Origin of the sequence: Caballeronia sp. LZ043, assembly GCF_031451075.1 — a bacterium.
Taxonomy (GTDB): Bacteria; Pseudomonadota; Gammaproteobacteria; order Burkholderiales; family Burkholderiaceae; genus Caballeronia.
Genome location: NZ_JARUXT010000001.1, coordinates 2,314,933 through 2,341,524, shown reverse-complemented (window position 1 = coordinate 2,341,524; position 26,592 = coordinate 2,314,933). Strand labels below are relative to the sequence as shown.

21 protein-coding genes and 2 pseudogenes are annotated in these 26,592 nt (G+C 64.0%); 17 read left to right on the top strand and 6 right to left on the bottom strand.

Annotation, left to right across the window (positions count from 1 at the left end):
* The 5 genes from QCE64_RS10640 to QCE64_RS10620 form a co-directional block, all read left to right on the top strand.
* On the top strand, window positions 1-1,655 hold a 1,655-nt coding region (locus tag QCE64_RS10640; protein ID WP_310003724.1), incomplete at its 5' end, for a YadA-like family protein.
* Window positions 1,656-2,093: 438 nt separating this feature from the next.
* Window positions 2,094-4,643, top strand: coding sequence for a tetratricopeptide repeat protein (locus QCE64_RS10635; RefSeq protein ID WP_310003722.1), 2,550 nt, complete (start codon window positions 2,094-2,096; stop codon window positions 4,641-4,643).
* Window positions 4,644-5,056: 413 nt separating this feature from the next.
* Complete coding sequence (locus tag QCE64_RS10630) at window positions 5,057-5,422, top strand: nuclear transport factor 2 family protein (RefSeq protein WP_310003720.1); 366 nt, start codon at window positions 5,057-5,059, stop codon at window positions 5,420-5,422.
* Between the two features lie 297 nt (window positions 5,423-5,719).
* Window positions 5,720-9,544: a YadA-like family protein gene (locus QCE64_RS10625; protein WP_310003718.1), complete on the top strand. Its 3,825-nt coding sequence runs from the start codon at window positions 5,720-5,722 to the stop codon at window positions 9,542-9,544.
* Window positions 9,545-9,629: 85 nt separating this feature from the next.
* The gene (locus tag QCE64_RS10620) at window positions 9,630-10,334 is read left to right on the top strand and encodes an OmpA family protein (RefSeq protein WP_309931014.1); all 705 of its coding nucleotides are present in this window, start codon (window positions 9,630-9,632) and stop codon (window positions 10,332-10,334) included.
* 52 nt (window positions 10,335-10,386) lie between these two features.
* Here the strand turns inward: QCE64_RS10620 and QCE64_RS10615 are convergent, their stop codons facing one another.
* Window positions 10,387-12,030 (bottom strand): hypothetical protein, encoded by a 1,644-nt coding sequence (locus QCE64_RS10615; protein WP_310003715.1) that lies wholly within the window; start codon window positions 12,028-12,030, stop codon window positions 10,387-10,389.
* 591 nt (window positions 12,031-12,621) lie between these two features.
* On the opposite strand from QCE64_RS10615, the gene QCE64_RS10610 reads away from it, so the two are divergent.
* From QCE64_RS10610 to QCE64_RS10605, 3 genes and pseudogenes are all read left to right on the top strand, one after another.
* The gene (locus tag QCE64_RS10610; protein WP_310003713.1) at window positions 12,622-13,113 is read left to right on the top strand and encodes a ribonuclease; all 492 of its coding nucleotides are present in this window, start codon (window positions 12,622-12,624) and stop codon (window positions 13,111-13,113) included.
* A gap of 15 nt (window positions 13,114-13,128) precedes the next feature.
* Window positions 13,129-13,237, top strand: a pseudogene (locus QCE64_RS37920) (barnase inhibitor); the annotation flags it as partial.
* A gap of 74 nt (window positions 13,238-13,311) precedes the next feature.
* Window positions 13,312-13,704, top strand: a pseudogene (locus tag QCE64_RS10605) (barstar family protein); the annotation flags it as partial.
* Window positions 13,705-13,797: 93 nt separating this feature from the next.
* On the opposite strand, the gene QCE64_RS10600 reads toward QCE64_RS10605, so the two are convergent.
* Both QCE64_RS10600 and QCE64_RS10595 read right to left on the bottom strand, forming a co-directional pair.
* Window positions 13,798-14,535, bottom strand: coding sequence for a 16S rRNA (uracil(1498)-N(3))-methyltransferase (locus QCE64_RS10600; protein WP_310003711.1), 738 nt, complete (start codon window positions 14,533-14,535; stop codon window positions 13,798-13,800).
* 55 nt (window positions 14,536-14,590) lie between these two features.
* Entirely contained in the window at window positions 14,591-15,004 is a 414-nt protein-coding gene (locus tag QCE64_RS10595) for a VOC family protein (RefSeq protein ID WP_309809771.1), read from the bottom strand.
* Window positions 15,005-15,503: 499 nt separating this feature from the next.
* On the opposite strand from QCE64_RS10595, the gene tkt reads away from it, so the two are divergent.
* Window positions 15,504-17,522, top strand: coding sequence for a transketolase (gene tkt, locus QCE64_RS10590; RefSeq protein ID WP_404987316.1), 2,019 nt, complete (start codon window positions 15,504-15,506; stop codon window positions 17,520-17,522).
* Window positions 17,523-17,575: 53 nt separating this feature from the next.
* The gene (gene gap / locus QCE64_RS10585) at window positions 17,576-18,586 is read left to right on the top strand and encodes a type I glyceraldehyde-3-phosphate dehydrogenase (RefSeq protein WP_309833325.1); all 1,011 of its coding nucleotides are present in this window, start codon (window positions 17,576-17,578) and stop codon (window positions 18,584-18,586) included.
* Window positions 18,587-18,684: 98 nt separating this feature from the next.
* Here gap and QCE64_RS10580 read toward each other — a convergent pair whose 3' ends face one another.
* Together QCE64_RS10580 and QCE64_RS10575 are read right to left on the bottom strand one after the other, a co-directional pair.
* Window positions 18,685-19,074: a hypothetical protein gene (locus QCE64_RS10580; RefSeq protein ID WP_309918407.1), complete on the bottom strand. Its 390-nt coding sequence runs from the start codon at window positions 19,072-19,074 to the stop codon at window positions 18,685-18,687.
* 113 nt (window positions 19,075-19,187) lie between these two features.
* A complete protein-coding gene (locus QCE64_RS10575; protein ID WP_309918404.1) occupies window positions 19,188-19,880 on the bottom strand; it encodes an FCD domain-containing protein in 693 nt (230 codons plus the stop codon).
* Window positions 19,881-20,119: 239 nt separating this feature from the next.
* Between QCE64_RS10575 and QCE64_RS10570 the strand changes: the two genes are divergently transcribed.
* The 3 genes from QCE64_RS10570 to QCE64_RS10560 are packed head-to-tail and all read left to right on the top strand — an operon-like array spanning window position 20,120 to window position 22,995.
* Window positions 20,120-21,439, top strand: a complete 1,320-nt coding sequence (locus tag QCE64_RS10570; RefSeq protein ID WP_310003709.1) for a C4-dicarboxylate transporter DctA — start codon at window positions 20,120-20,122, stop codon at window positions 21,437-21,439.
* Between the two features lie 39 nt (window positions 21,440-21,478).
* Window positions 21,479-22,489, top strand: a complete 1,011-nt coding sequence (gene alc, locus QCE64_RS10565) for an allantoicase (protein WP_310003707.1) — start codon at window positions 21,479-21,481, stop codon at window positions 22,487-22,489.
* Entirely contained in the window at window positions 22,486-22,995 is a 510-nt protein-coding gene (locus QCE64_RS10560; RefSeq protein ID WP_309918395.1) for an ureidoglycolate lyase, read from the top strand. Before alc ends, QCE64_RS10560 begins: the two co-directional genes overlap by 4 nt.
* A gap of 139 nt (window positions 22,996-23,134) precedes the next feature.
* On the opposite strand, the gene fur is transcribed toward QCE64_RS10560, so the two are convergent.
* Window positions 23,135-23,563: a ferric iron uptake transcriptional regulator gene (gene fur, locus QCE64_RS10555; protein ID WP_309809755.1), complete on the bottom strand. Its 429-nt coding sequence runs from the start codon at window positions 23,561-23,563 to the stop codon at window positions 23,135-23,137.
* Between the two features lie 189 nt (window positions 23,564-23,752).
* On the opposite strand from fur, the gene QCE64_RS10550 reads away from it, so the two are divergent.
* The 4 genes from QCE64_RS10550 to QCE64_RS10535 all read left to right on the top strand — a co-directional run bounded on the left by QCE64_RS10550 (window position 23,753) and on the right by QCE64_RS10535 (window position 26,580).
* Window positions 23,753-24,559 carry an outer membrane protein assembly factor BamE gene (locus tag QCE64_RS10550; protein ID WP_309918392.1) on the top strand — a complete coding sequence of 269 codons (807 nt, stop codon included), beginning with the start codon at window positions 23,753-23,755 and terminating at the stop codon, window positions 24,557-24,559.
* Window positions 24,560-24,664: 105 nt separating this feature from the next.
* A complete protein-coding gene (gene dapB / locus QCE64_RS10545; protein ID WP_309918390.1) occupies window positions 24,665-25,462 on the top strand; it encodes a 4-hydroxy-tetrahydrodipicolinate reductase in 798 nt (265 codons plus the stop codon).
* 15 nt (window positions 25,463-25,477) lie between these two features.
* Entirely contained in the window at window positions 25,478-26,170 is a 693-nt protein-coding gene (locus tag QCE64_RS10540) for a MotA/TolQ/ExbB proton channel family protein (protein ID WP_309809748.1), read from the top strand.
* Window positions 26,152-26,580 (top strand): biopolymer transporter ExbD, encoded by a 429-nt coding sequence (locus QCE64_RS10535; RefSeq protein ID WP_309918387.1) that lies wholly within the window; start codon window positions 26,152-26,154, stop codon window positions 26,578-26,580. The genes QCE64_RS10540 and QCE64_RS10535 overlap by 19 nt, the downstream gene beginning before the upstream one ends.
* Window positions 26,581-26,592 lie beyond the last annotated feature (12 nt).

Sequence of the window (26,592 nt, the reverse complement as noted above, 5' to 3'; positions counted from 1 at the left end):
ACCGGGCCGTGGATCAGAACACCGCGGATATCAGCAATACGGTCAACTCGATCAACACGATCGTCGCCACGGGCACGAAGTACTTCCACGCGAACAGCAGCGGAGAGGATTCGACAGCCCTCGGTCTCGACTCGGTCGCCATCGGGCAGGGCGCGGTCGCGGCCAACGCAAACGACATCGCGCTCGGTGCGAACTCGACCACGGAGGCTGTCGTGAACACCGCCGGCGCGACGATCGGCGGCAAGGACTACACGTTCGCGGGCAGCGATGCGCAGAGCACGTTATCGGTGGGTTCGTTGGGCGCGGAACGCACCATCACGAACGTCGCCGCAGGCCGCCTCTCCGCCAGCTCGACCGATGCGGTGAACGGTTCGCAACTCTTCGCGACGAACCGGGCCGTGGATCAGAACACCGCGGATATCAGCAATACGGTCAACTCGATCAACACGATCGTCGCCACGGGCACGAAGTACTTCCACGCGAACAGCACCGGAGACGACTCGATGGCCACCGGTCTCGATGCCATCGCCATCGGTCAGGGCGCGGCGGCGACTCATGCCAACAGCATCGCGCTCGGTTCGAACTCGATCACGTCGGAGGCCGTCGCGACGGCGGGCATCGCCATCAACGGCATCAACTACGCGTTTGCCGGTTCGGCTCCGGTCGGCACGTTGAGCGTCGGCTCGGCGGGCGCTGAACGCACCATCACGAACGTCGCGGCCGGCCGCATCTCGGCCACCTCGACGGACGCCGTGAACGGTTCGCAGCTCCACGCGACCAATCAGGCGGTCAGCAGCCTGCAGACGGAAGTCTCGAACATCTCGACCGACGTCAACGCGCTCAACAACGCCCCCGTGAAATACGACACCCGCGCGGACGGCACGCCGGGTACCAGCAGCATCACGCTGAGCGGCGGCGCCTACGACAGCTCGACACACACCGGAGGCACCGCCATCCACAACGTGGCATACGGCGTCAATGGCGGCGATGCCGTGAACGTGAGTCAGTTGAACGAGGTGATCGGCGCCGTGACCAACGTGGCGAACGCGGCCAACAACCCGTTCATGGCCGCCGAGGGCAATCGCGACACGGAAAGCGCCGCCGCAACCGGCACGCATTCGACCGCGATGGGCGCGCTTGCCAGCGCGAGCGGAGCACGTGCGACGGCGGTCGGCTCGGGCGCCCATGCGTCAGCGGCGAATTCGGTGGCGCTGGGCGCCAGATCGGTCGCGGACCGCGACAACACGGTGTCGGTCGGCGCTGCGGGTGAAGAGCGCCAGATCACGAACGTGGCGGCCGGCACCCAGGACACCGACGCCGTGAATCTGGGCCAGATGAATCAGAGCTTCTCGCAGGGCTTGAACCGGGCGAACGCCTATACGGATCAGAAGATCACCGCGCTCGGCAGCCAGGTGAGTTCCGTGGCGCGCGGCGCCTATGCCGGCGTGGCAGCGGCGACGGCTTTGTCGATGATTCCGGACGTCGATCCAGGCAAGACCATCGCGGTCGGCATCGGCACCGCCAATTACAAGGGCTATCAGGCAACTGCGCTGGGCGCTTCTGCGCGCGTAACAGCGAACGTCAAGCTGAAACTTGGCGCCGGCGTCAGTGCCGCAGGAACGGCGGTGGGCGGAGGCGCATCCTATCAGTGGTAATGCAAGGCTGGATTGCAGGCGGCCGGCGCATGCCGCCCGCCTGCAATTCACCAACCGATTTAATCCACTGTTTGAAGCCTGTTATTCAAACATCGCATTCACCAAAATCCTTTCAATTACCCTGTTTGAAAATCGAGACCGATCAGGATGCCGAGTAATACATCATTCTGAAAATCCGAATCGAAGGTTTTCAGGATAACCAGAAAAGTGGCCTGCGTACTTCGAATTCAATTTAATGAAATAGATTTGTGCATTATTTCAATCGAGTCCTGAGAAAATAGAAGGGAAGGACTAAATAGGACTTGAATCGCCTTCCTAACAATAAGTTGATTGTTGTAACATTGCGTGGATCTCGCACCTCACTAGTGCAAGCGCAATTCAGCGGAGTCGCTGTTCCGCTGCGCGGTCGCAATACAAATCAATATAGGGAAGCCCGACGTGCAAGCCACCGCACTCGCCACCTCACAATCTTTCGAAACTGCGTTGGAATGCTTTCGCTCGGGTGACCGTGTGCAGGCCGCTATCCAATGCAGAGGCATCCTGAGCGAAGCACCGCGGCATTGCGAAGCCAATCATCTTCTGGGAGTGCTTCATCTGCTGGATGGCGATCCGTCCAAAGCGGAATCGCTGATTCAGATCTCGCTTTCCATCACGCAAACCGCGGCGGGAGAATCCGATCTCGGGCTGGCGCTGAGAGCGCAAAAGCGTTATGAGGAAGCGATGAACGCGCAGCGTCGCGCACTGGTTATCCATCCCGATTTCGCCATCGCCCATTTCAATCTGGCGCGGCTGCACGAGGACCAGAATCAGCTGGAAGACGCAAAGACAGCGTTTCAGCGCGCGGTCGAACTCGATCCGAACTCGGCTGATTACCGCTTCAATTTCGGAAAGCTGCTTTCCCGGCTCGGCAATAGCGCCGATGCGCTCGAGCAACTACGCCGTGCAATCGTGCTGCGTCCCAATTGGCCTGAAGCGCTCAATAGTCTGGGATCGGTACTGGCCGAACAAAGAATGTTCGACGATGCCGAATCTGCATTTCGTCACGCGCTGGAGATTCGGCCTGGCTTTGCACAGGCGCTGTGCAATCTCGGTTCCCTTTTCAAGGAGACGGGTCGAAAAGTGGAAGCCGAGCAGGCCTTGCGTCACGCATTGCGAGCCGATCCGCAATTCGCGGGTGCAAGCGAAATGCTTGCGCGGCTTTTGAATGAGCTCGGCCGTTCGAATGAGGCCATCGATACATTTCGCATGTCGCTGCAATTGTCGCCGAACAATGTCGGGACATTGAATGCACTCGGCAGTCTGCTGGCGGAAAAACGCCGTTTCGACGAAGCGGAAGCGCTGTTGCGTCGTGCAATCGAACTGAGCCCGCGTTTCGTGCTCGCGCTGATCAATCTCGCCAATATCCTCGCGGAAACGCGCCGCACCGAAGCCGCCGAGGCCGCGTACGGGCACGCGCTCGAAGTGGACCCGAATCATTGGGGCGCGCTTTTCAACTTCGGGGCTTTCCTTAAAAATCTCCGCAAGCTCGACGAGGCCGAAGTGCTCACGCGCCGGGTGCTCGAATTGCAGCCGCGTCTCGCTGCCGCGCACGTCGGGTTGGGCACTGTGTTGCTGGCGAAGAACTCGGGAAACATCGGGGAGGCGTTGAACTGCTTTCGCAGCGCCATCGAGATCGATCCCGACTGTCTGATTGCCCATTCCAATCTGGTCTACGCGCTCAGCTTCGTCAGCGAGGCGGGTTATGACGTGCTAGAAGAAGGCCGGCGCTTCGCCGCGCGGTTCGAAGCCCGGCTTGTCGCTGCGGCGGTGCCGTACCGGAATGATCCGGCTCCCGAACGGCGGTTGCGCATCGGCTACGTCTCACCGGACTTTCGCGACCATTGCCAGTCGCTGTTCATGTTGCCGCTGTTGCGTAATCACGATCATCGCGCGGTCGAAATCTTTTGTTATTCGAGCGTCGAAATCCGTGATCGCATCACCGACGAGATCGTGCATCTCGCGGATGCGTGGCGCGATGCCCACACGCTCGACGACGAACAACTCGCCCGGCAGATCAGGGACGATCGCATCGACATTCTGGTCGACCTGACCATGCACATGGCGGGCGGACGTCCCCAGCTCTTTGCGCGAAAGCCCGCGCCGGTTCAGGTGGCCTGGCTGGCGTATCCGGGGACGACGGGAAGCAGCGCAATCGAGTATCGACTGACCGATCCATGGCTCGATCCGGCCGATTCGAACCGGGATGATTGCTATAGCGAAACATCGATTCGCCTGCCCGATACGTTCTGGTGCTACGCGCCGCTTAATCTGTCGCACCATGTGAACACGCTTCCCGCAGACGACAAGGGACATATCACGTTCGGATGCCTGAACAATCCGTGCAAGCTCACTGACCGGACTTTTGCGCTCTGGGCCGAGGCGATGCGGCGCATTCCTGGCTCGACGCTGATGCTTCTGCTTGCCTGGGGGCGCGCGCGGGAGGAGGTGGTGGCGAAGTTCGAAGCGGCGGGGGTCGAGGCATCGCGACTGTACTTCGTCGATTACCGTCCGCGCGAGCGTTATATGGACACGTATCTCGAGATCGACATCGTGCTCGATACGTTTCCATACAACGGCCACACCACGAGCCTCGACGCCCTGTGGATGGGCGTGCCGGTTCTCACGATGACCGGCCAGACGCCGGCAAGCCGCGCGGGACATGCGTTGCTGTCGAACCTGAGCATGCCGGAATGGATTGCGGATTCGGAAGAGAGCTTCATTGAAAAGGCAGTGGAGGCGGCCCAGGATCTGAGTCGCTTGCGCAAGCTCCGCTCTGAACTGAGAACGATGATGGAACGTTCTGCATTGATGGACGGTGCGCGCTTCGCACGAGGTATGGAGCGTGCGTTTCAACGTATGTGGCGCGAGCAAGGTGTGCTTCGTTTGCAACCGAATACTCCGTCGAAAATCGAGGTCAACACGATGTTGACCCATGACGTTTCCTGCTAAAACTTTTCGCTGCGAATAAAAGCGGAGACACCCGGGGAGAAAACACAGCGGCTTCAACGCCAAACAGATTATCTTAGGTAAATATTCGCATATAAATTTCGGATAACAAATCATATGGCGGTTCAGGGGAATTGCCATATGTCGCATCCTGTTCGCTCAGTGACGCGACCGCCGCTTTGAACGCAACGCGCTTGCACGCACGCGGCCGACGATCTCACTCGTTCGGCGGCGCGGGCGAGCTATTGCCGAAAGCTTGATCCGAAAGCCAGAAGTCATTTGCAGAACGAGCGTTTTTATCGCTGGTTCGCAGTAACGGCTGTATTGGAGCCCACGTCATGAAACCTTGTGTTGCACGCAAGAAATGGTTTGTCTCGATGTCGCTTGCATTGGCCAGCATGCAATGCATGGCGCAAATGCCAGGCGATTCCGCGGCGCTCGAATCGCTCGAGAACGCCTGGGTTCAGGCCACCGCGAGCAGGGATATCGCGACGCTCGACCGGATTCTCGACCCTTCGTTCGTCGAGACGCTCAGCAACGGGCGCCGCCGGGACAAGGCCGAAGCATTGAGCGCAGCGCCGCCGCCTGTGGGATCCACGCAGCAATTGCAGGACATGAAGGTCAGGACCTACGGCGACACCGCAATCGTCACGGGGACCAACCGGTTCAGTCAGTCCGGTCAGCCGGCGGCGCTCCTGTTCTCTTTCACCGATGTGTTCGTGCGCCGCGACGGCGCGTGGCGAGCCGTCTCGTCGCACATGACGCTTCAAGGACGCGAGTGAATTCACGGGCGGCATCACCAGGGACGCCGGTTTCGGTCAGACCGGATTCCTGGACATCGCCGTCGATCCGCAACGCTGCAGTCGCTATAGGGGAGGGTGGGTGAAGCGCGAAAGCAAGAGTGGGAGCTTGCGCAATCAGTGATGCCGAAAGCCGACATGGCGCGCCAGTGACCGCGGCGCATCGGCATGCATCGCTCGACGCATCAGGGGATTCCGGTAGGAAGCGCCTGGACATTGAAGAACCTCGCGTTGCGGATATGAAGTATCAGCAACATTATTGAAGACTTAGGCATACAAATGAATAAGACATATCGGACAGTGTGGAACGAGACCACCGGCACGTGGGTCGCGGTGGCGGAATCGGCAAAGGCACGGGGAAAGAAAGCGAGCAGCAAGATTGCAGCGGCCTATGCGGTCGTCCTGCTGGGAGGAGTGCTGTCGACGGCGGATATGGCCAATGCCGGTTCGGTCGATGGCGGGACGGCTATCGGCACCAACGGAGCGGTTGCAATTGGGGGAGCTGCAACGTCGAGTGGGGCGGGTGCCATCGCCGTGGGCAATATGGGTGTGGAGACGCTCGATCACACACTTGCTTCAGGAGTGGAATCGTTGGCCGTGGGGGATGCGGCGACTGCATCTGGTGATGGGTCCACGGCAATAGGATCGCATGCGTCGGCAACCGGGGCGGGCTCGGCGGCGTTCGGGCTTCTGGCGACCGCATCTGGCCAGAGCTCCATCGCCATCGGACCGACTGCGGCGGCTTCAGCGGACAATTCGATAGTCATCGGAATTCAAGCGACCGCGTCTGGCGCGGGGTCAGCCGTCGCGATCGGCCCGAAAGCGACGGCGGCGGGGTTGAACACGGTTGCGATATCGAATACGGCTCAGGCGTTGACGCCTGCCGCGATAGCGATCGGCCAGGGATCCTATGCCAGCGGCGCCCCTGGAGGGAACGACACCGCTCTCGCAGTTGGCTCCCTGGCGACGGCGAACGGCGCCGATACAGTCGCATATGGCGTCAGCGCGGCGGCTTCGAGCTTCGCGGCAACCGCGTTGGGAGCAAGTTCGATCGCGTCGGGCCTCAGCTCAACGGCGCTCGGTGCTGGAGCGCAGGCGACCGGGGTTGTCTCGGTAGCCCTGGGGCCGACGGCCAGTGCCGGCGGATTAGGTTCGCTCGCGCTGGGTTCGGGCGCAGTCGCGAACAATGCGAGGGACGTGGCGCTTGGCGCCGTTTCGACGACGGACGCAGTGGTCAACACCCCGAACGCGACGATCAGCGGCAATACCTACACGTTCGCGGGAACCAACGCGACGAGTACGGTTTCCGTCGGTTCAGCGGGTAACGAGCGCACGATCACGAATGTTGCAGCGGGCCGCTTGTCACCCACGTCGACGGACGCCGTCAATGGCTCCCAGTTGAACGCATCGAATCAGGCGATCGATCAGAACTCCGCCGACATCAGCAACGCGGTCAACTCCATCAACAGCATCAACACGACGGGTGCGAAGTATTTCCACGCCAACAGCACCGGCCCCGACTCGACCGCTTCGGGGGGCGACGCAGTTGCGATTGGCTCGGCGGCGCTGGCTTCAGGAGCGGAATCGTTGGCCGTGGGGGATGCGGCGACTGCATCTGGTGATGGGTCCACGGCAATAGGATCGCATGCGTCGGCAACCGGGGCGGGCTCGGCGGCGTTCGGGCTTCTGGCGACCGCATCTGGCCAGAGCTCCATCGCCATCGGACCGACTGCGGCGGCTTCAGCGGACAATTCGATAGTCATCGGAATTCAAGCGACCGCGTCTGGCGCGGGGTCAGCCGTCGCGATCGGCCCGAAAGCGACGGCGGCGGGGTTGAACACGGTTGCGATATCGAATACGGCTCAGGCGTTGACGCCTGCCGCGATAGCGATTGGCCAGGGATCCTATGCCAGCGGCGCCCCTGGAGGGAACGACACCGCTCTCGCAGTTGGCTCGCTGGCGACGGCGAACGGCGCCGATACAGTCGCATATGGCGTCAGCGCGGCGGCTTCGAGCTTCGCGGCAACCGCGTTGGGAGCAAGTTCAATCGCGTCGGGCCTCAGCTCAACGGCGCTCGGTGCTGGAGCGCAGGCGACCGGGGTTGTCTCGGTAGCCCTGGGGTCGACGGCCAGTGCCGGCGGATTAGGTTCGCTCGCGCTGGGTCCGGGCGCAGTCGCGAGCAATGCGAGGGACGTGGCGCTTGGCGCCGTTTCGACGACGGACGCAGTGGTCAACACCCCGAACGCGACGATCAGCGGCAATACCTACGCGTTCGCGGGAACCAACGCGACGAGTACGGTTTCCGTCGGTTCAGCGGGTAACGAGCGCACGATCACGAATGTTGCAGCGGGCCGCTTGTCACCCACGTCGACGGACGCCGTCAATGGCTCGCAACTGAACGCATCGAATCAGGCGATCGATCAGAACTCCACCGACATCAGCAACGCGGTCAACTCCATCAACAGCATTTCCGCCACCGGCACGAAATACTTTCACGCCAACAGCACGGGCGCGGATTCGACGGCGACGGGCCTCGATTCGGTCGCGATCGGTTCCGGGGCGGTGTCGGCGAACGCGAACGACGTCGCGCTGGGCTCGAAGTCGGTCTCGTCCAGCGCAGTGGCGACCCCCAGCATCGACATCAACGGAGTGAACTACGCGTTCGCTGGAACCGCGCCGGTTGGCACGGTGAGCGTCGGCTCAGCGGGCGCCGAGCGCACGCTCACGAACGTTGCGGCCGGCCGTGTTTCGGCCACCTCGACCGACGCCGTGAACGGCTCGGAACTCTACGCCTCGAACCAGGCGATCGACCGGAACGCAACCGACATCAGTAACGCACTCAATTCGATAAACGGCCTCAACACAACCGGCTCGACGTACTTCCACGCCAACAGCACGGGAGCGGGCTCGACGGCGACGGGCGTCGACTCAGTGGCGATTGGTTCCGGGGCGGTGTCGGCGAACGCGAACGACGTCGCGCTGGGCTCGAAGTCGGTCTCGTCCAGCGCAGTGGCGACCCCCAGCATCGACATCAACGGAGTGAACTACGCGTTCGCTGGGACCGCGCCGGTCGGCACGGTGAGTGTCGGCTCGGCGGGTTACGAGCGCACGCTCACGAACGTTGCGGCCGGCCGTGTTTCGGCCACCTCGACGGACGCCGTGAACGGCTCGCAGCTCAATGCGACAAACCAGGCCGTGAGCAGCCTTCAGACCGAAGTGACGAACATCACGAACGCGGCAGGCAACCTGGGCAACTCGGTCGTGAAGTACGACGCTAACGCGAACGGCACGCCGAACCCGAGCAGCCTGACGCTTTCCGGTCCCGCCTACAACGCCGCGACGAACACGGGCGGCACGGCGGTTCATAACGTGGCCTACGGCCTCAACGCCAGCGATGCCGTCAATCTCGATCAATTGAACGAAGCCATCGGCAAGGTCGCGAACATCGCGCAGAACGCAAGCAGTCCGTTCATTGCAATCAACGGCGATCGGACGACGGAGGCTTCCGTCGCCACCGGCACGCACGCGGCCGCGATCGGACCTAGCGCCAGCGCGACCGGAGCGGGGGCCGTGGCGGTCGGCTTCGGCGCGACGGCGCAGGGGGGGAACTCGGCCGCGATCGGCGCCAACGCAACCGCACCGGCGGGGAACGCCGTCGCGCTCGGGGCCAACGCCGTGGCGGATCGAGACAATACGGTCTCAGTCGGCGCGGTGGGCAGCGAGCGTCAGATCACCAACGTCGCGGCCGGCACGCAAGGGACCGATGCGGTGAATCTGAACCAGCTGAACCAGAGCGTCGCGCAAGGCGTCAACCAGGCCAACGCGTACACGAACCAGCAATTCAACGTGCTGGGCGACCAGATCTCGTCAGTCGCACGCAGCGCCTATTCGGGCGTTGCCGCTGCCACGGCGCTGACGATGATCCCGGACGTCGATCAGGGCAAGACCATCGCAGTCGGCGTCGGCACGGCCAACTACAAGGGCTATCAAGCCGCAGCTCTTGGTGCCTCGGCACGCATCACGCAGAACATCAAGGTGAAGATCGGTGCGGGCGTGAGTTCGGCGGGCACGGCGGTGGGCGGGGGTGCGTCCTATCAGTGGTAACGCGCGGCCGGGCAGGCGGGCGGCGCGAGCCGCTCGCCTGACCGGCGTGACACGAATGAAAACTTCCAGGGTTCCAACTCAAATCATGAACATTCAACTTCTACTGGTAGGGCTGGTCGCGGCCGTTTTTGCAGGCTGCACGAGCTATTCCTCACCGATGACCAACACCGAACTGGTGACACTGAGCTCAGGCGAGCAAGCCTGGCGAGTCCAGTGTGAGGGGCTGTTCGGAAGCAGCGAAACATGCGCAAGGCACGCGCAGCAGATTTGCAAGGGCGAGAAGGTCCTCCTGGTCGAGTCCGTTGACGCCTTGTCGAGCGATGGCAAGGGGAAGAACGATCCGCGCGATCTGACCTTCATGTGCGACGATGCGGCCAGGCGGCCGGCTCCATTGCGCGAGCCCGTCGCCGCGGTCAGTCCCGTTCAGAAAACGAGCTTGACCGAACTGTCTGGCGCGAACTTCGACACAAACAGCGCGCGGCTCGACGCAAGCGCGCGAGCCAAGCTGGATGCTTTCATCGAGGCGAACCGGAATAACCGCGTCAAGCGCTTGAACATCGCGGGCTATACCGATTCGACGGGCACCCTGGCGGCCAATGAAAGTTTGTCGGAAGCGCGGGCGCGGTCGGTGCAGGGCTATCTGACGGCGCACGGCATGCGCGCCGAGGCCTACGACGTACGGGGGTTTGGCCCCATGTCGCCGGTGGCATCCAACGCGACCGCCGAAGGACGGGCGCAGAATCGACGCGTCGTGATCGAGGCGACCGGCGTCGAGGCTCACGCGGACTGAACATGATCGTGCAAGGCCGGGCATGCCTCACGCGCCGTGTCGCCAGGCATGCTCAGCAGACTTCGACACGCTGGGCCGCGAGCGTCTCGAGGTCATGGCGGAGCCGTTCGAACACCGTTTTCCACTCTGCGAACCAGTTTTGCCGATACAGCGTGGCAGTCGGATACCAGGGACTGTCCGGGCGATCGAGCAGCCAGACCCAATGCGGATTGACGTCGAGCAGCACCCACGTGCGCTGTCCCAGCGCGCCGCTCAGATGCGCCACCGACGTGCAGACCGAAATCACGAGATCGAGCGCGCCGATGAACGCCGCCGTGTCGTCAAAGCTCTTCAACTCGCCCGTATGATCGGCGATGTCGAACCCGGCGGAACGCGCGGCGGCGACGTCCGCGGCGGCATCGGGCTGCAATGAATAGAACGCGACGTTGTCGAGGTCGCGCAGATACGCTTCATGCCGTTCCAGTCCCACGCGACGAAACGGATTGCGCTGGTGCGTGCGGCTGCCGGTCCAGGTCAGCCCGACCTTCAGACGCGTTTCTCCCGCAAGGCGCGCGCGCCAGCCATCGACGGCTGCCGGATCGGCCTGCAAATAAGGCACCTGCGATGGAATCGTGTCCTCGCGGGTATCGAAGACGAACGGGAGCGTGACCATCGACACTTCATAGTCGAAGGGCGGCAACGACTCCAGCCCGCCGCCCAGGGTGAAGTCGTCGACGAAGCGGGCCAGCGTGCGACCGATCAACCAGCCCATCTGCGGAAAGGAGTTCCACACGAGCCGGCCGCCCTCGCGATGCACACGCTCGGCGAGCAGCGGCACGTAGCGGCAGAACTGAAGCAGATCGCCCATCCCTTGCTCGCCCCAGAGCAGCAGCGTCTTGCCCGCGAGCGGCTGGCCGGTCCATGCGGGCCCGGCGAACACCGGCCGTTTGCCGGCCAGTTCCTTCGAGCCGTCCCAGCGGGCCTCGTGTTCCGGCCATCCGGCGGCGTAGTTCCCGCGCAAGAGGTGCAGCATGCCCAGGTTCGAGCGATTCCCGGCGTTCTCGGGGGCGAGCTGCAGCGCCCGGGTGGCGTAGTGCTCGGCGTCGTCCCAGCGCTGGGCTTCGCGCAGCTTCTGTCCGTGATTGCTGACGACGACCGGATCGTCCGGCGCCAGCCTGACGGACTGTTCGCTCGCCGCGAGCGAGCCCGGGAGGTCGAAGCGCGCCAGACGTACTTTCGCGAGATTGACCCACAGGTTGGCATCGCGCGCATCGTGCGCGAGCGCGGCTTCGAGCAGCCGGGCCGCTTCCGACGACGCCGGATCCCGGTCGAGCAACGCGGCGGCGAGGTTGTTGCGCAGGCTGTGCAGGTCGGGATCGATGGCCAGTGCGTCGCGATACGGCGCAATCGCTTCGTCGTGGCGGTTCGCGAACTGCAGCGCCAGCCCCAGATTGAACTGCGTGAGCGCGCTGTGGGGCTCGAGTTGCGCGAGCGTGCGCGCGATGGCTTCCGCATCGGCGAGCCGTTGCTCCGCGGCCAGCCGCTGAAGCAGCCCGCCGACGGACGCGCCGTCGATGGGAAACAGGTGTCGCGCGGCGTCAAGCCAGGTGTCGCGGACGATGGATTCGTTCCGCTGCTGCGCGCTCAGCGCGTTGCGCAGGAAAGCCTGGAAGACTTCGACCGTGCTGGCTGGCGAATGGCGATTCGATGCAGTCATTGGGCTATGCAGGACGGTGGCCGCGCAGGGTTTCACTGCGTTCAGTGTAGATCGGGAGTTGCGTGGCGTGAGGCTGGCGAGACCGTTCGCCGGGTCGGGCGCGTCAGTGGAAGCGCGTCGGGTGAAATTATCCCGCACGTGGTGCGCGCTAAATGTCAAACACGGTCAAATAACGCAACAGTCAGGTGGGGTGTATCGCAAGGGCTGCGGGAAGGGGAAAGGGATGCGCACGACCAAAAAAAAGCGTGCCGCAAAGGAAGCGCGGCACGCCCAGGCGAAATGCGAGGCTGTCTTTCACCAAAAATGCAAGACTGTCGGCCGAGCGCGTGCCGGGAGACTGGCGACAAGTGAGGCGGCTTGTCCAGAGGTCTCGAGTCCCACAGGCATTGATTATTATCTCGTCGAAGATAAATATCACTCAGAATAAGGCTAAATTGCGGCCGAAGCTCAAACTTGTCGAAGCGCCCGATGTCCGCTTTTCCGGGAAAAATTTCTGATTTCGGAGCGAACATTGATTCGCCCTGTTATTAGCGATACCCTTACACCTTTAATGGTCGCCAGATCTCGGTTCAACGCGGGGACAATCGTTTCGTGAGGCGCGTCTGGGCTTTTTCCTGCTTGCTCGGCTTGAGCATCGTTCTCGTCGGGTGCGGCAAGGACGAGCCGCGCAGCCATTCCCAGGAACCGGTCGCGTCCGCTACCCCGGCGCCGGTTCAGCCGGCGGAAGTGGTTCGCCAGGCACAGCCAGCCGGGCCGAGCGGGCAAAGTGGGCCGGCCGCGTCAGGTCAGGACGGCCTGGCCACCGTCCGGATCGCTCAGTTGCCGAAGCAGGCGGTCACCACCCTGCGGCTCATCGAGGCGGGCGGGCCGTTCCCTTACGAGAAGGACGGCGTCGTGTTCGGCAATCGCGAGCGTGTGCTTCCCCGGCATCCGCGTGGCTACTACCACGAATACACGGTTCCCACCCCGCGCGCGAGGGACCGCGGCGCGCGCCGCATCGTATGTGGCGGACCACGCAGGCAGACCGGCGAGTGCTTCTACACGGACGATCACTACACCAGTTTCAAACGCATTACGGATTAACCAGGGATTAACGGCATGAGCGACAGCATCTACGCGCACGATCACAGCGTCGCGAGTGATCTTTTCGCCACCGGCGATGGCAACCTGTTCCAGCGAGTATTGCGGCTACGCATGACAGAACACGACAACAGACCCGGCGACGAGACCAGTCCCGACGAGTCCCATGCGCCTCACCTGCATGAAGAAGATGCGGAAGCGATGTTCGCCACGGTGCGGCCGAACATCGTCCAGTCCATCCGCGCGTTTCGCGTGCAGGATCTGGCCGACGAGGCCAATCGCCTCGGCCAGCATTTTCTCTACGCGTACCTCGGCCAGGCACAGAGCAAGCAGGAAATACTGGAAACGATCGCCACGTCGTTCCTGTTTCCGAAGCACTTCGGCAAGAATTACGACGCACTCTATGATTCGCTGACCGAGCTCGTCCACAAGGCGGGTTCGCAGCCTGGGTTTGTGATCGTGCTGGAGCAGCTTCCCATCGCGCAGAAGTTCGACAAGGAAGGGCGCGAAGTGCTGCTCGATGTCTTCCGCGACGCCGCTGAATTCTGGGCCGAGCGCAAGGTGGCGTTCCGCGTCTTCTATTCCTTCGTGTAAGCCCGCTGCGGTTTCTGTCCGTCCTCAGCCAGTCAGCCCGATGAGCGCGCCGCGTTCATCGGGCTGATTGCTTATGTGGACGCAGCCCGCGCTTCACCAGCCGCCCCAGCGCGCCGCCAGCGCCGCGAGTACCGCGATCCCGGCCGTCTCGGTGCGCAGCACGCGCGGGCCGAGCCCGAGCGTTGCGAAGCCGGCATCGACAATCGTCTGCTCTTCCGCAGGTGAGAAGCCCGCTTCCGGGCCGATCAGCAGCGTAACCGCGCCATTCGGCGGTTCGACGGGCAGCGCAGCGAAGCTCACTTCGGCGCGCGGCGACAGCAGCAGGCGCAGTTCACCTTCGGTTGCGGCGCGGAGATCAGCGAGCCAAACGTCGAGATCGCGCGGCGGAGCGACTTCCGGCACACGATTCCGGCCGCACTGCTCGCAGGCCGCGCGCGTCAGCGCCTGCCAGTGCGCCTGACGCCGCAGCGCCCGCTCGCCGGCGAGACGCACGACGCCGCGCTCGGCCGTCAGCGGCGCAATGCCCGCGACGCCCAGTTCCACGGCCTTCTCGATGAGCCAGTCCATCTTGTCGCCGCCCGCGATGCCTTGCGCAAGGATCACGCGATAGGGGGGTTCGGCTTCGCGGTCGCGGTGTTCGTCGATGCGCGCGAGCGCCGCGCGCTTGGCGATATCGACCAGTTCGGCCCGATATTCGCCGCCGGCGCCGTCGAACAGGGTAATGACGTCGCCCGTCTGGAGGCGCAGCACGTGGACGTGGCGCACGACGGCGTCGGGGAGCGAGAAGGTTTGGCCCGGCGAGAGCGGGCCGTCGACATGAAAACGTGGCATGGAGGGTCGATCGCGGACCGGTGCGCCCGCGGATAGTGGAAATGCCTGGAGAGGCTCAGCCCAGATGGCGAGCGATGGCCCAGCGGTAGCCGTCCGGATCCTCGAATTGCGCGAAACGGTCGCCCCAGAACTGGTCCTGCGGCTCGATCAGCGGCTTCGCGCCGACGGCGAGCGCCAGCTGAAAGGTGGCGTCGACGTCGTCCACATACAGATAGAACGACTGCGGCGCCATGTGTCCCGCGGTCTTCGGCGTGCGCGCCTGCGAACCGTACGCGCCCTCGGGCGCGAACATCACGATCAACTGCCCGCGATACATCATCTCCACGTGGATGATCGTGCCGTCGTCGTTCACGCTGTCGCGCACGGTGAAGCCCAGCGCCTTTTCATAGAACGCGATGCTCACGCGCGCGTCGCGCACCGTGAGATACGGAGTCAGCCAGGGCACGTCGGCCGGGCGAGGGTCGGTCATCGGAAACACTCCTTGAAGCCTTGCTGCTGCGGGTGGTAAGACATTCTGCCATGAAGCCGTACGATCAATCGGCCGCGGGAAACCGGGCGACGACGGGCAGCCATGCGCCGCGCCGGACGGATTTCGCCTGATGAACGTCCGTTGCGTGCGCGCGGGAGCGTGTAATGTCGCGGGGTCTTTACCCGTGCGTGGTGACGACGACGCTCAGGAACGCAACGCGCGGACCGTGTTTTGCATGGAACATGCCCGCGGCCGCACAAGCGGGTCTGCACCGGGTCCGCGGCTCCCATGGCCGCTCGGCGGACGGACCGGTCTGTTAGAATGACGGCCTCCCGATCCTCGTCGTTTCTCGTCGTTCCGGTCCTGAAAACGTTGTGTGCCGCGGGTCCGGCGCGAGTGAGACATCCAGCCAGAGACGCACTGCGGATCTTTCCAGGACCTGCCCAGACTCGACATGACGACCCCGACTTCCAGCCAGACCGCCCCTGTGGCCAAAAACATGGCCAACGCAATCCGCGCGCTCGCCATGGACGCCGTTCAACAAGCCAATTCCGGCCACCCCGGCATGCCGATGGGCATGGCCGAAATCGGCGTCGCGCTGTGGTCGCGCCATCTGAAGCACAATCCGGTGAATCCGCACTGGTTCGACCGCGACCGTTTCGTGCTCTCGAACGGTCACGGCTCGATGCTGCTGTACTCGCTCCTGCACCTCACCGGCTACGACCTGCCGCTCGCCGAACTGAAGAACTTCCGCCAGCTGCATTCGAAGACGCCGGGCCATCCCGAAGTGGGCATGACGCCGGGCGTCGAGACGACCACCGGCCCGCTCGGCCAGGGCGTCGGCAACGCGGTCGGCATGGCGCTGGCCGAGGCGCTGCTCGCCGCCGAGTTCAACAAGGCGGACGCGAAGATCGTCGATCACCACACCTACGTGTTCCTTGGCGACGGCTGCCTGATGGAAGGCATCTCGCACGAAGCCTGCTCGCTGGCCGGAACGCTGAAGCTGAACAAGCTGATCGCGCTGTACGACGACAACGGCATTTCCATCGACGGCCACGTCGAGCACTGGTTCCACGACGACACCCCGAAGCGCTTCGAGTCCTACGGCTGGAACGTGATCCGCGCGGTGGACGGTCATGACGTCGATGCCGTCGACGCCGCCATCGCGGCCGCGAAGAAGTCGGACAAGCCCACGCTGATCTGCTGCCGCACGGTGATCGGCAAGGGCGCGCCGACCAAGGCGGGCGGCCACGACGCGCACGGCGCGCCGCTCGGCGACAAGGAAATCGCGGCGACGCGCGCGGCCATCGGCTGGAACTACGGTCCGTTCGAGATCCCGCAGGACGTGTATGCCGCGTGGGACGCGAAGGAGCAGGGCAAGCACGCGGAAACCGAATGGAACAAGGCGTTCGACGCCTACCGCGCGAAGTACGCCGCCGAAGCCGCCGAGTTCACGCGTCGCATGAGCGGCGAACTGCCGGCCAACTGGGCGGAAGCCGCGGCGAAGATCATCGAGGACGCGAACCAGAAGGGCGAGACCATTGCAACCCGCAAGGCCTCGCAGAACACCATCGAAGGTCTCGCGGCCGCGCTGCCGGAACTGCTCGGCGGCTCCGCCGACCTGACCGGCTCGAACCTCACCAACTGGAAGGCCTCGAAGGCGGTCCGCGCGGCGGGCGATCAGGAGAACGCCAACCCGGATCACGCGGGCATCCAGTGGGGCAACCACATCAACTACGGCGTGCGCGAGTTCGGCATGAGCGCGGCCATCAACGGCATCGCGCTGCATGGCGGCTATCGTCCGTTCGGCGGCACCTTCCTGACGTTCTCGGACTACAGCCGCAACGCGCTGCGCGTCGCCGCGCTGATGAAGTCGCGTTCCATCTTCGTGTTCACGCATGACTCCATCGGCCTCGGCGAAGACGGCCCGACGCACCAGTCCGTCGAACACGTCTCCAGCCTGCGCCTGATTCCGAACCTGCAGACCTGGCGTCCGGCGGACACCGTCGAGACGGCGGTTGCGTGGACGCATGCCATCGCGCATCACGGTCCGTCGACGCTGATCTTCAGCCGCCAGAACCTGCAGTATTCGCCGCGCAATGACATCCAGATCGCGAACATCGCGAAGGGCGGCTACGTGCTGCGCGACTGGAACGACGACATCCCCGCGCGCAAGATCATCCTCATGGCCACCGGCTCGGAAGTGCAGCTCGCCATGGAAGCGGTCGAGGCGCTGGCGAAGGAAGGCATTGGCGCGCGCGTCGTGTCCATGCCCTGCACGAACGTGTTCGACAAGCAGGACGCCGAGTATCGCGAACGCGTGTTGCCGAAGGGCGTGGCGCGCGTGGCGATCGAAGCGGGCGTGACGGATTTCTGGCGCAAGTACGTGGGCCTGGAAGGCGGCGTGGTCGGCATCGACACGTTCGGCGAATCGGCCCCGGCCGGCGCGCTGTTCAAGCACTTCGGCTTCACGGTGGAGAACGTCGTCAAGACGGCGAAGGACGTGCTCGCGGCGTGAACGCGCGTGCTTCCACCAGCGGACAAGGTTTTTTTACCATCAGGAGATAGACCATGACGATTCGCGTTGCAATCAACGGCTACGGCCGCATCGGCCGCAACACGCTGCGCGCGTTCTACGAGAACGGCAAGAAGCATGACATCGAGATCGTCGCGATCAACGATCTGGGCGATGCGAAGACCAACGCCCACCTGACGCAATACGACACGGCGCACGGCAAGTTCCCGGGCGAAGTCTCGGTGGACGGCGACTACCTCGTCGTCAACGGCGACAAGATCCGCGTGCTGGCCAACCGCAACCCGGCCGAACTGCCGTGGGGCGAGCTGAAGGTCGACGTGGTGTTCGAGTGCACGGGCTTCTTCACGACGAAGGAAAAGGCCAGCGCGCACATCAAGGGCGGCGCGAAGAAGGTCATCATCTCGGCGCCGGGCGGCAAGGACGTCGACGCGACCATCGTGTACGGCGTCAACCACAATGTGCTGAAGGCATCGGACACGGTCATCTCGAACGCGTCGTGCACGACCAACTGCCTCGCGCCGCTCGTCAAGCCGCTGAACGACAAGATTGGCCTGGTGAACGGCCTGATGACCACGATCCACGCCTACACGAACGACCAGGTTCTGACGGACGTGTATCACGAAGACCTGCGCCGCGCGCGCTCGGCCACGCACAGCCAGATCCCGACGAAGACGGGCGCGGCTTCGGCGGTCGGCCTCGTGCTGCCGGAACTGAACGGCAAGCTGGACGGCTATGCCATCCGCGTCCCGACGATCAACGTCTCGGTGGTGGATCTGTCGTTCATCGCCGCGCGCGACACGACGGTGGAAGAAGTCAACAAGATCATGAAGGACGCGGCGGAAGGTGAGCTGAAGGGCATTCTCGGCTACAACGACGCACCGCTGGTCTCGATCGACTTCAACCACAACCCGGCTTCGTCGAGCTTCGATGCGACGCTCACGAAGGTGTCGGGCCGTCTCGTGAAGGTGTCGAGCTGGTATGACAACGAGTGGGGCTTCTCGAACCGCATGCTGGACACGGCCGTGGCGCTCGCCAACGCCAAGTAAGCTGCACTGCGTTTCAGTCTCAGTTTCAGCTTCAGGCATGCAAAAGCCGCTCCTCGGAGCGGCTTTTTTTTCGACTGCGTGTTGTGTGTTGCGTGGGTTCAGCCGAGCTTCTCGCGCAGGAAAGAGATGACGTAGGGCGTGGCCGCTGCCGCGACCGTCGATGCCGTGCCCGGGTCCATGCCCATGCGCGCCGCAATCGATTCGGCGATGCGTCCTGTCAGCACGCCTTCACCGCCTTCCTCCATCGACTTGAAGAAGCCGTCGCCGCGCACCAGTCCCGACGCAAACGCCGCGAAGAAGCTCTTGCCGGGATGATCGCCCAGCAGGCCTTCGTGCTGCTCCTCCACGTGGGCATGAGCCGTTTCAGCCGCCGTGCCGAGAATCTGCTGGCTGTCTTCCGTGCTGAAGCCTTGGTCGGCGAGCGCCTGGGTGGCTTGTGCGCCGTGTTCCGACGCGAGAAATTCTGAAGCGAGTTGTTGCATGTCCATCGACGCTGCTCCTGTTGGTATTCAGTCAATTGCAGGGCAGCGCAAGCGCATGGAAAACTTTGGCGCGTGCGGCCCTTGCTGAGACCGCGAAGCGCCGGAGAAGTGCCGGCGCGCTATCGTTTCGGCACCGGAAAATGCACGCCCGCCCGCTGCGCCGCATTGACGATATGTCCTTCGATCGCCTCGCCGGCCGCTTCGCCGTCGCGTGCCTTGAGCGCTTCGATGATCGCCGCGTGTTCGTGGTACGTGGACAGCACCAGTTCCCGCCGATAGAAGGGCAGGCGCTGGCTCTCCTTCATGATGTCGGCGCTGCCGCGCAGGATCGATTCGATGGCCGCGTTGCCCGCGAGACTCACGATGCGCATATGGAACGCGAAGTCCAGCTGCGCGGCTTCTTCCAGCGCCGCTTCCGTCAGCGCGCCATGCAGGGACGCGAGGTTGTCGTCGAGCCAGTCGACGTCCGCATCGCCGATGGAATGCGCCGCCAGACGCGCGACAAAGCCTTCCAGCGCGAAACGCATCTGATAGGTGTCCGGCAGCGACGCCTGATCCGCGAAACGCCACGGATGCGCATTGCTCGCCTGCGTGCTGCTGACATACACGCCCTTGCCGGGGCGAATATGCAGCATGCCGAGCGCTTCGAGCGTGGAGAGCGCTTCGCGCAGCGAGGCCCGGCTGATCGCCAGTTCTTCCGATAACTGCCGCTGCGCCGGCAGCAGACTGCCTACCGGATACACGCTCGATTCGATGCGCTCGCGGATGGTCGCGATGGCCGCGTCGGTGACGGTGTGCGGAACGTTTTTCATGGGGAAGTGGGTGCTTTGGCCGGTCTGACCGCCATTGTATGCGCCTCCCGCCGGCGCGTGTGAACGACCGTTCGTCGACCTTTCCATGGCCATTTCCGTGCCGCTTCTTCACAGGGTAAACCGTTATCAATGCTTCCTTGACGCCGCTATATCGGCTTTCTAATATTCTCCATCACAGCACTGGTCCGACCAGTCGGAACAGTTGCTCCGGAGGTGAGACATTACACGAGGAGATGGTCGTGTCGAGATTTCTGAATTCGCTGTTCGGCAGGGTGATGATCGCGCTGGTCATCGGTATCGTGATCGGCGCGCTGTTTCCGCATTTCGGCCAGTCGCTGCGGCCGCTGGGCGACGGCTTCCTGAAGCTGATCAAGATGGTCATCGGGCCGATCGTGTTCTGTGTCGTGGTAAGCGGCATGGCAAGCGCAGGCGATCTTAAGAAGGTCGGGCGCGTCGGGCTGAAGGCGGTGGTCTACTTCGAGATCATGACCACGCTGGCGCTGGTGATCGGCGCGATTCTCGCGTGGATCACGCGGCCGGGCGTCGGCATGAACATCGACCTGCATACGCTCGATGCTTCCGCGCTCTCCACCTACACCGAGCACGCGAAGAGTCTCAAGGACACGGCGGGCTTCCTGCTGAAGATCATTCCCGACACCGCCGTCGACGCCTTCGCGAAAGGCGACATCCTGCAAGTGCTGGTGTTCGCGGTCCTGTTCGGCTCGGCCCTCTCGCTGCTCGGCAACAAGGCGCAGCGCGTGACGGTGTTCATCGACGAACTCTCGTCCGTGTTCTTCCGCATCATGGCGTTCATCATCAAGCTGGCGCCGCTCGGCGTGCTCGGCGCGATCGCGTTCACGACCGGTCAGTACGGCGTCGCGTCGCTCAAGCAACTGGGACTGCTGGTGATGGTGTTCTATGCCAGCTGTTTCCTGTTCGTGTTCGTGGTGCTCGCGGTGGTGATGCGGCTCGCGGGCTTCTCCATCTTCAAGCTCGTGCGCTATCTGCGTGAGGAACTGTCGATCGTGCTCGGCACGGCGTCCTCGGATGCGGTGCTGCCGCAGATCATGCGCAAGCTCGAATGGATGGGCGTGAAGGATTCCACGGTCGGTCTGGTGATCCCGACCGGTTACTCGTTCAACCTCGATGGCTTCTCGATCTACCTGACGCTCGCGGTCATCTTCATTGCGCAGGCCACCAACACGCCGCTGTCGCTGCACGATCTGATCGTGGTCGTGCTGGTCTCGCTGGTGACGTCAAAGGGCGCGCACGGCATTCCGGGCTCGGCCATCGTGATTCTCGCGGCGACGCTCTCCGCCATTCCCGCGATCCCCGTGCTCGGGCTCGTGCTGATCCTGCCGGTGGACTGGTTCGTCGGCATTGCGCGGGCGGTGACGAACCTGATCGGCAACTGCGTCGCGACCGTGGTCGTCGCGGTGTGGGAAAACGACATCGACCGGGTGCGTGCGAAGCGCGTACTCGACCAGGACGCCGACTATCGCTTCGTGCCCGCCGCGCCGGACGCGGCGCACGGCAACGAACCCGCTCATGCAGTCTGAACATTCACGCAAACGCAAACGCAACCGAAGGAATTCGACATGGCCAATCCGCTTCTCCCCGCCGACGCTCCCACATTCGCCCGCCGCGACATGAATCTGGCTGATCCGCGCCTGGGCGCGCAGGCGCTCTTCGCCAGCGATGAATTCTTCGCGCCGAAGTCGCGCATGCTGGAGCCGCAGCCCGCGGTGTTCATCCCCGGCAAGTACGACGAACACGGCAAGTGGATGGACGGCTGGGAGACGCGCCGCAAGCGCACGACGGGTTACGACTATTGCATCGTCAAGCTCGCGCGCGCGGGCGTGATTCACGGCATCGACATCGATACGAGTCACTTCACCGGCAACTTTCCGCCTGCGGCGTCCATCGACGCCTGCGTGAGCAACAGCCCGAATCCGCAGGAAGACGGCGACTGGCGCGAGATCGTGCCGTCGACGACCCTCAAGGGTGATCATCACCACTATCTCGACATCGCCGACAGCCGCGCCTACACGCATCTGCGCGTGAACATCTATCCGGACGGCGGCATCGCGCGGCTGCGGGTGTACGGCCAGCCGAAGACGGATTTTGCGCGCGTCGAACGCGGCACGCTGCTCGATCTCGCGGCGCTCGAGAACGGCGCTTCGCTGATCGCGGCGAACAACCAGCATTTCGGTCCTGCGTCGCAGATGCTGATGCCCGGACGCGGCGTCAACATGGGCGACGGCTGGGAAACGCGGCGCCGGCGCGAGCCCGGCAACGACTGGGCGATCGTCGCGCTCGCGCATGCCGGCGTGATCCGCGCGATCGAAGTCGACACCGCGCACTTCAAGGGCAACTATCCGGACCGCTGTTCGTTGCAGGCGGCGCGCGTCGTCGGCGGCACGGATGAATCGCTCGTCACGCAGGCAATGTTCTGGCCGGTGCTGCTCGACGAGCAGAAGCTCTCGATGGACAGCGTGCATCGCTTCGAGCACGAACTCGCCGCGCTCGGCCCGGTGACGCACGTACGCTTCAACATCTATCCGGACGGCGGCGTGTCGCGGCTGCGGATCTTTGGGGCAATCGAATGAAAACGCTGACGCTGGAACCGCTCACGCGCGAAGCTTTCGCACCGTTCGGCGATGTCATCGAACTGGAAGGCGCGCGCCATTTCCCGATCAACGCCGGCACGACCGAACGCTTTCACGATCTCGCGCGGGTGGACATCGGCTTCGAGAACGGCGGGCGTCCACTCATCAACCTGTTTCGCGGGCAGCCGCGTCCGCAACCGGTCGTCATCTCGATGATGGAGCGTCATCCGCTCGGCAGCCAGGCGTTCGTGCCGCTCGCCGACGTGCGCTATCTCGTGGTGGTGGCGCCGGCGGGCGAGTTCGATGCGAGCGCGTTGCGCGCGTTCCATGCGCGCGGCTGGCAAGGCGTGAACTATGCGCGCGGCGTGTGGCATCACCCGTTGATCGTGCTGGACCGGGAAGGCGATTTCATCGTGGTGGATCGCGGCGGCGACCAGCCGAACTGCGACGAACTCGACTTGCCCGAGCACTGCACGCTGATCGAACCGGCCGCGCGCGCCGCGTGATGTCGACTGCGAAATGCAGTTGCGAATCGCTCGCATAAGCAGATCGCGAAACGTACAGGCGAAGTAAAACCGCCGTCCATCGGAGAGATGGACGGCGGTTTTTTGCATCCGGCGCCGCTCGATCAGCGGCGCGCGGCGCTCAATGCTTGCGGTGCGGGCAGTTTTCCTTCGTGCATGCGCCGTACAGCGCGAGCGCATGCTCGTGGAGCTTGAAGCCGCGTTCCTTGGCGATCGATTGCTGGCGGCGTTCGATCTCCGCGTCGAAGAACTCCTCGACGCGGCCGCAGTCGATGCAGACGAGGTGATCGTGGTGCGATCCTTCGTTCAGCTCGAATACGGCCTTGCCCGATTCGAAATTGCTTCGCGACAGCAGGCCGGCTTGCTCGAACTGCGTGAGCACGCGATACACCGTGGCGAGACCGATATCCAGCTCTTCGTTGAGCAGGTTTCGATACACGTCTTCAGCGGTCAGATGGCGCACCGGGCTGTGCTGGAAAATCTCGAGAATCTTGAGGCGGGGCAGGGTCGCCTTGAGCCCGATATTTTTGAGATCGGCGGGATTGGTCATGGCTAGGCATCCCTAGAGTACAATTCAAGGTTCTCATAGTAATGCGTTTTTCCGATTCCCGACATCCCGCGTGCTTGCGTCGCGTATGCTTGCGGGCTCGTCGGACGAAGCGGGCGCGGACTTCAAGCGCCTCGCGTGAAAGGTGAAATGTTTTTTCAATCTTTATCGAATAGCAGGGAGAGCCGTCGCATGCGGGGAACCGTGATCGCAGCAACCTTGGCCGCATTGCTCGCCGGCTGCTCGGCGTACGACAGCGTCACGCAGAAGATCGCGCAAAGCATCACACCGTATCGGATCACGGTCGTGCAAGGCAATTTCGTTTCGGCGGAAGCCGCCGCGCAGATGCAGGTCGGCATGTCGCGCGATCAGGTGAAGCAACTGCTGGGCACGCCGCTGCTCATCGACATGTTCCACGCGGACCGCTGGGACTACGTCTTCTACTTCAAGCGCGGATCCACCGCCGTCGTGCAGCAACGCGACTTCGTCGTCAACTTCGCGAGCGACCGCGTGGTGAGCTGGTCGGGCGGTGAAAACCTGCCGTCAAACCTCGAACTGCTCGCCGAAATCGACGGCGACAAGGGCGTCAAGGTTGCCAAGACGGCGCCTGGCGCTGCGGCGGCTCCGGCATCGGCGGCTTCGGCCGCGTCGGGCGTGACCGTTACGGCGCCGGCAGGCGAGCCGTCCACGCAGCCCAACGCGTCGAATGCCTTTGCCGGCGACGCCAACCAGCAGGCCGCGCAAGCCGCCAACCGCGCGACCGCGCAAGTGGAAATGCCCGCAGGCCGTCAACGTTCCTCGGCGTTCAGCAGCGCGCCGACGAGCGCGGGCGGCGCGCCGGGTGCGGGCGGCGCCTCGGGCAGCAACTCGCAGATCCAGCTCCAGCGCAAGCCGCAGCCGATCCAGATTCCCGACAGCAGCGCGGTCGGTCCGGCGAGTACGTCGCCCGCGCCGGCCGGAAGCGGCAGCGGCCAGACGCAGTTCACGATGCCGCAGTAGAGTCAGTCGGTCCGGACTCGAGTGCCGGGTCGCCTTGCTGAAACATCGCACTGAACCACCACGCCCCGGCCGCGCGCCGGGCGCGGTTCATCAAACGAGATTGCCATGAAGATCGCCATCGCCGGCGCATCGGGCCGCATGGGCCGGATGCTGATCGAAACCGTTCTCAACGATCCCGACGCCCAGCTCGTCGGCGCACTCGACCGGCCCGGCGTGCCGCAGCTCGGCCAGGACGCGGGCGCGTTCCTCGGCAAGACGACCGGCGTGCTGCTGACCGACGACATCGAGCGCGTGTTCGCCGACGCCGACACCCTGATCGACTTCACGCGCCCCGAAGGCACCCTCGTTCACCTGGAAGCGGCGCTGCGCCACAACGTGAAGCTGATCATCGGCACGACCGGTTTTTCGGACGAGCAGAAGACGCAGCTGAAGGAGGCCGGCGAGAAGATCGGCATCGTGTTCGCGCCGAACATGAGCGTAGGCGTGAATGTCACGATGAAGCTGCTCGAATTCGCCGCGCAGCATTTCGCGACCGGCTACGACATCGAGATCATCGAGGCGCATCATCGCCACAAGGTGGACGCGCCCTCGGGCACGGCGCTCGGCATGGGCGAAGTCATCGCGAAGGCCCTCGGCCGCGACCTGAAGGACTGCGCCGTGTACGCCCGCGAAGGCGTGACGGGCGAACGCGATCCGTCGACCATCGGCTTCTCCGCGATTCGCGGTGGCGACATCGTCGGCGATCACACCGTGCTGTTCGCGGGCATCGGCGAGCGCATCGAGATCACGCACAAGTCGTCCAGCCGTCTCTCCTATGCACAAGGCGCGCTGCGCGCCGCGCGTTTCCTGCAAAGCCACGACAAGGGCTTCTTCGACATGCAGGACGTGCTCGGCCTGCGCTGATACCGCCGCGCGACCATGGCCGCCACGGGCGTCATCCACTATCTGCAATCCGGCGACGCCGTCACGCACGCGGTCGCCAGCCTGCTGCTCGCGATGTCCCTCGCCAGCTGGTGCTTCCTGCTCATGAAGGCGTGGATCCTTGCGCGCGCCAAATGGCAGGGTCCGCGCGCGCTGCAACGCTTCTGGCAGTCGGCGACGCTCAAGGACGGCATCGGCGCGTTGCGGCGCGCCGATCGCGAACGCGTCTTCCTGCCGCTCGCCGAGGCCGCCTGGCGCGCGTCCGAGGCGGACATGCCGGGCGCACTGCTGTCGCGGGTCGAACGCAATGAGCGCGTGCTGCGGGCGCTGCGCCAGGCGATGCTGAGCTCCCAACGCCGTCTCGAATTCGGCCAGGTGCTGCTGGCGTCCGTGGGCAGCACGGCGCCGTTCGTCGGCCTGCTCGGCACCGTTTGGGGCATCTACCACGCGCTGTCCAGCATTGCGTCGAGCGGGCAGGCGATGATCGAGAACGTCGCGGGGCCGGTCGGCGAGGCGCTCATCATGACGGCCTTCGGTCTGGTCGTCGCGATTCCCGCCGTGCTCGCCTACAACGTGCTCGGCCGCTACGTGCGGCAGATTTCCGAGGAACTCGACGGCTTCGCTCACGACCTGCACGCGTTCGTGTGCGGCACGGCGGACACGGAGCGCACATGGCCTTCGGCGGACTAGACAAGCACGCGAACGGCCAGCCGATGGCCGAGATCAACATGACGCCGCTCATCGACGTCATGCTCGTGCTGCTCGTCATCTTCATCATCACGGCGCCGCTGTTCACGCACGCCATCCGCCTCGACCTGCCGAAGGTCTCGTCCCAGCCGGCGCGCGAGACGCCGCAGACCATCACGCTGTCCATCGACGACACCGGCAAGCTCTACTGGAACGACACGCTCATCGGCGTGGAGCAGATGCGCGCGCGCTTCGTCGAGGCGGGCCGCGCGGCGCAGAAGCCGGAACTGCATCTGCGTGCCTCCAGCGCGACGCGCTACGACGTCATCGCGCAGGTGATGGGCGCGGCGCAGCAGGCGGGGATCGAGCGGATCGGCTTCGTGACACAGCCGGCGCAGCAGTCGGCGCGTTGAGTTCGCGCGGCG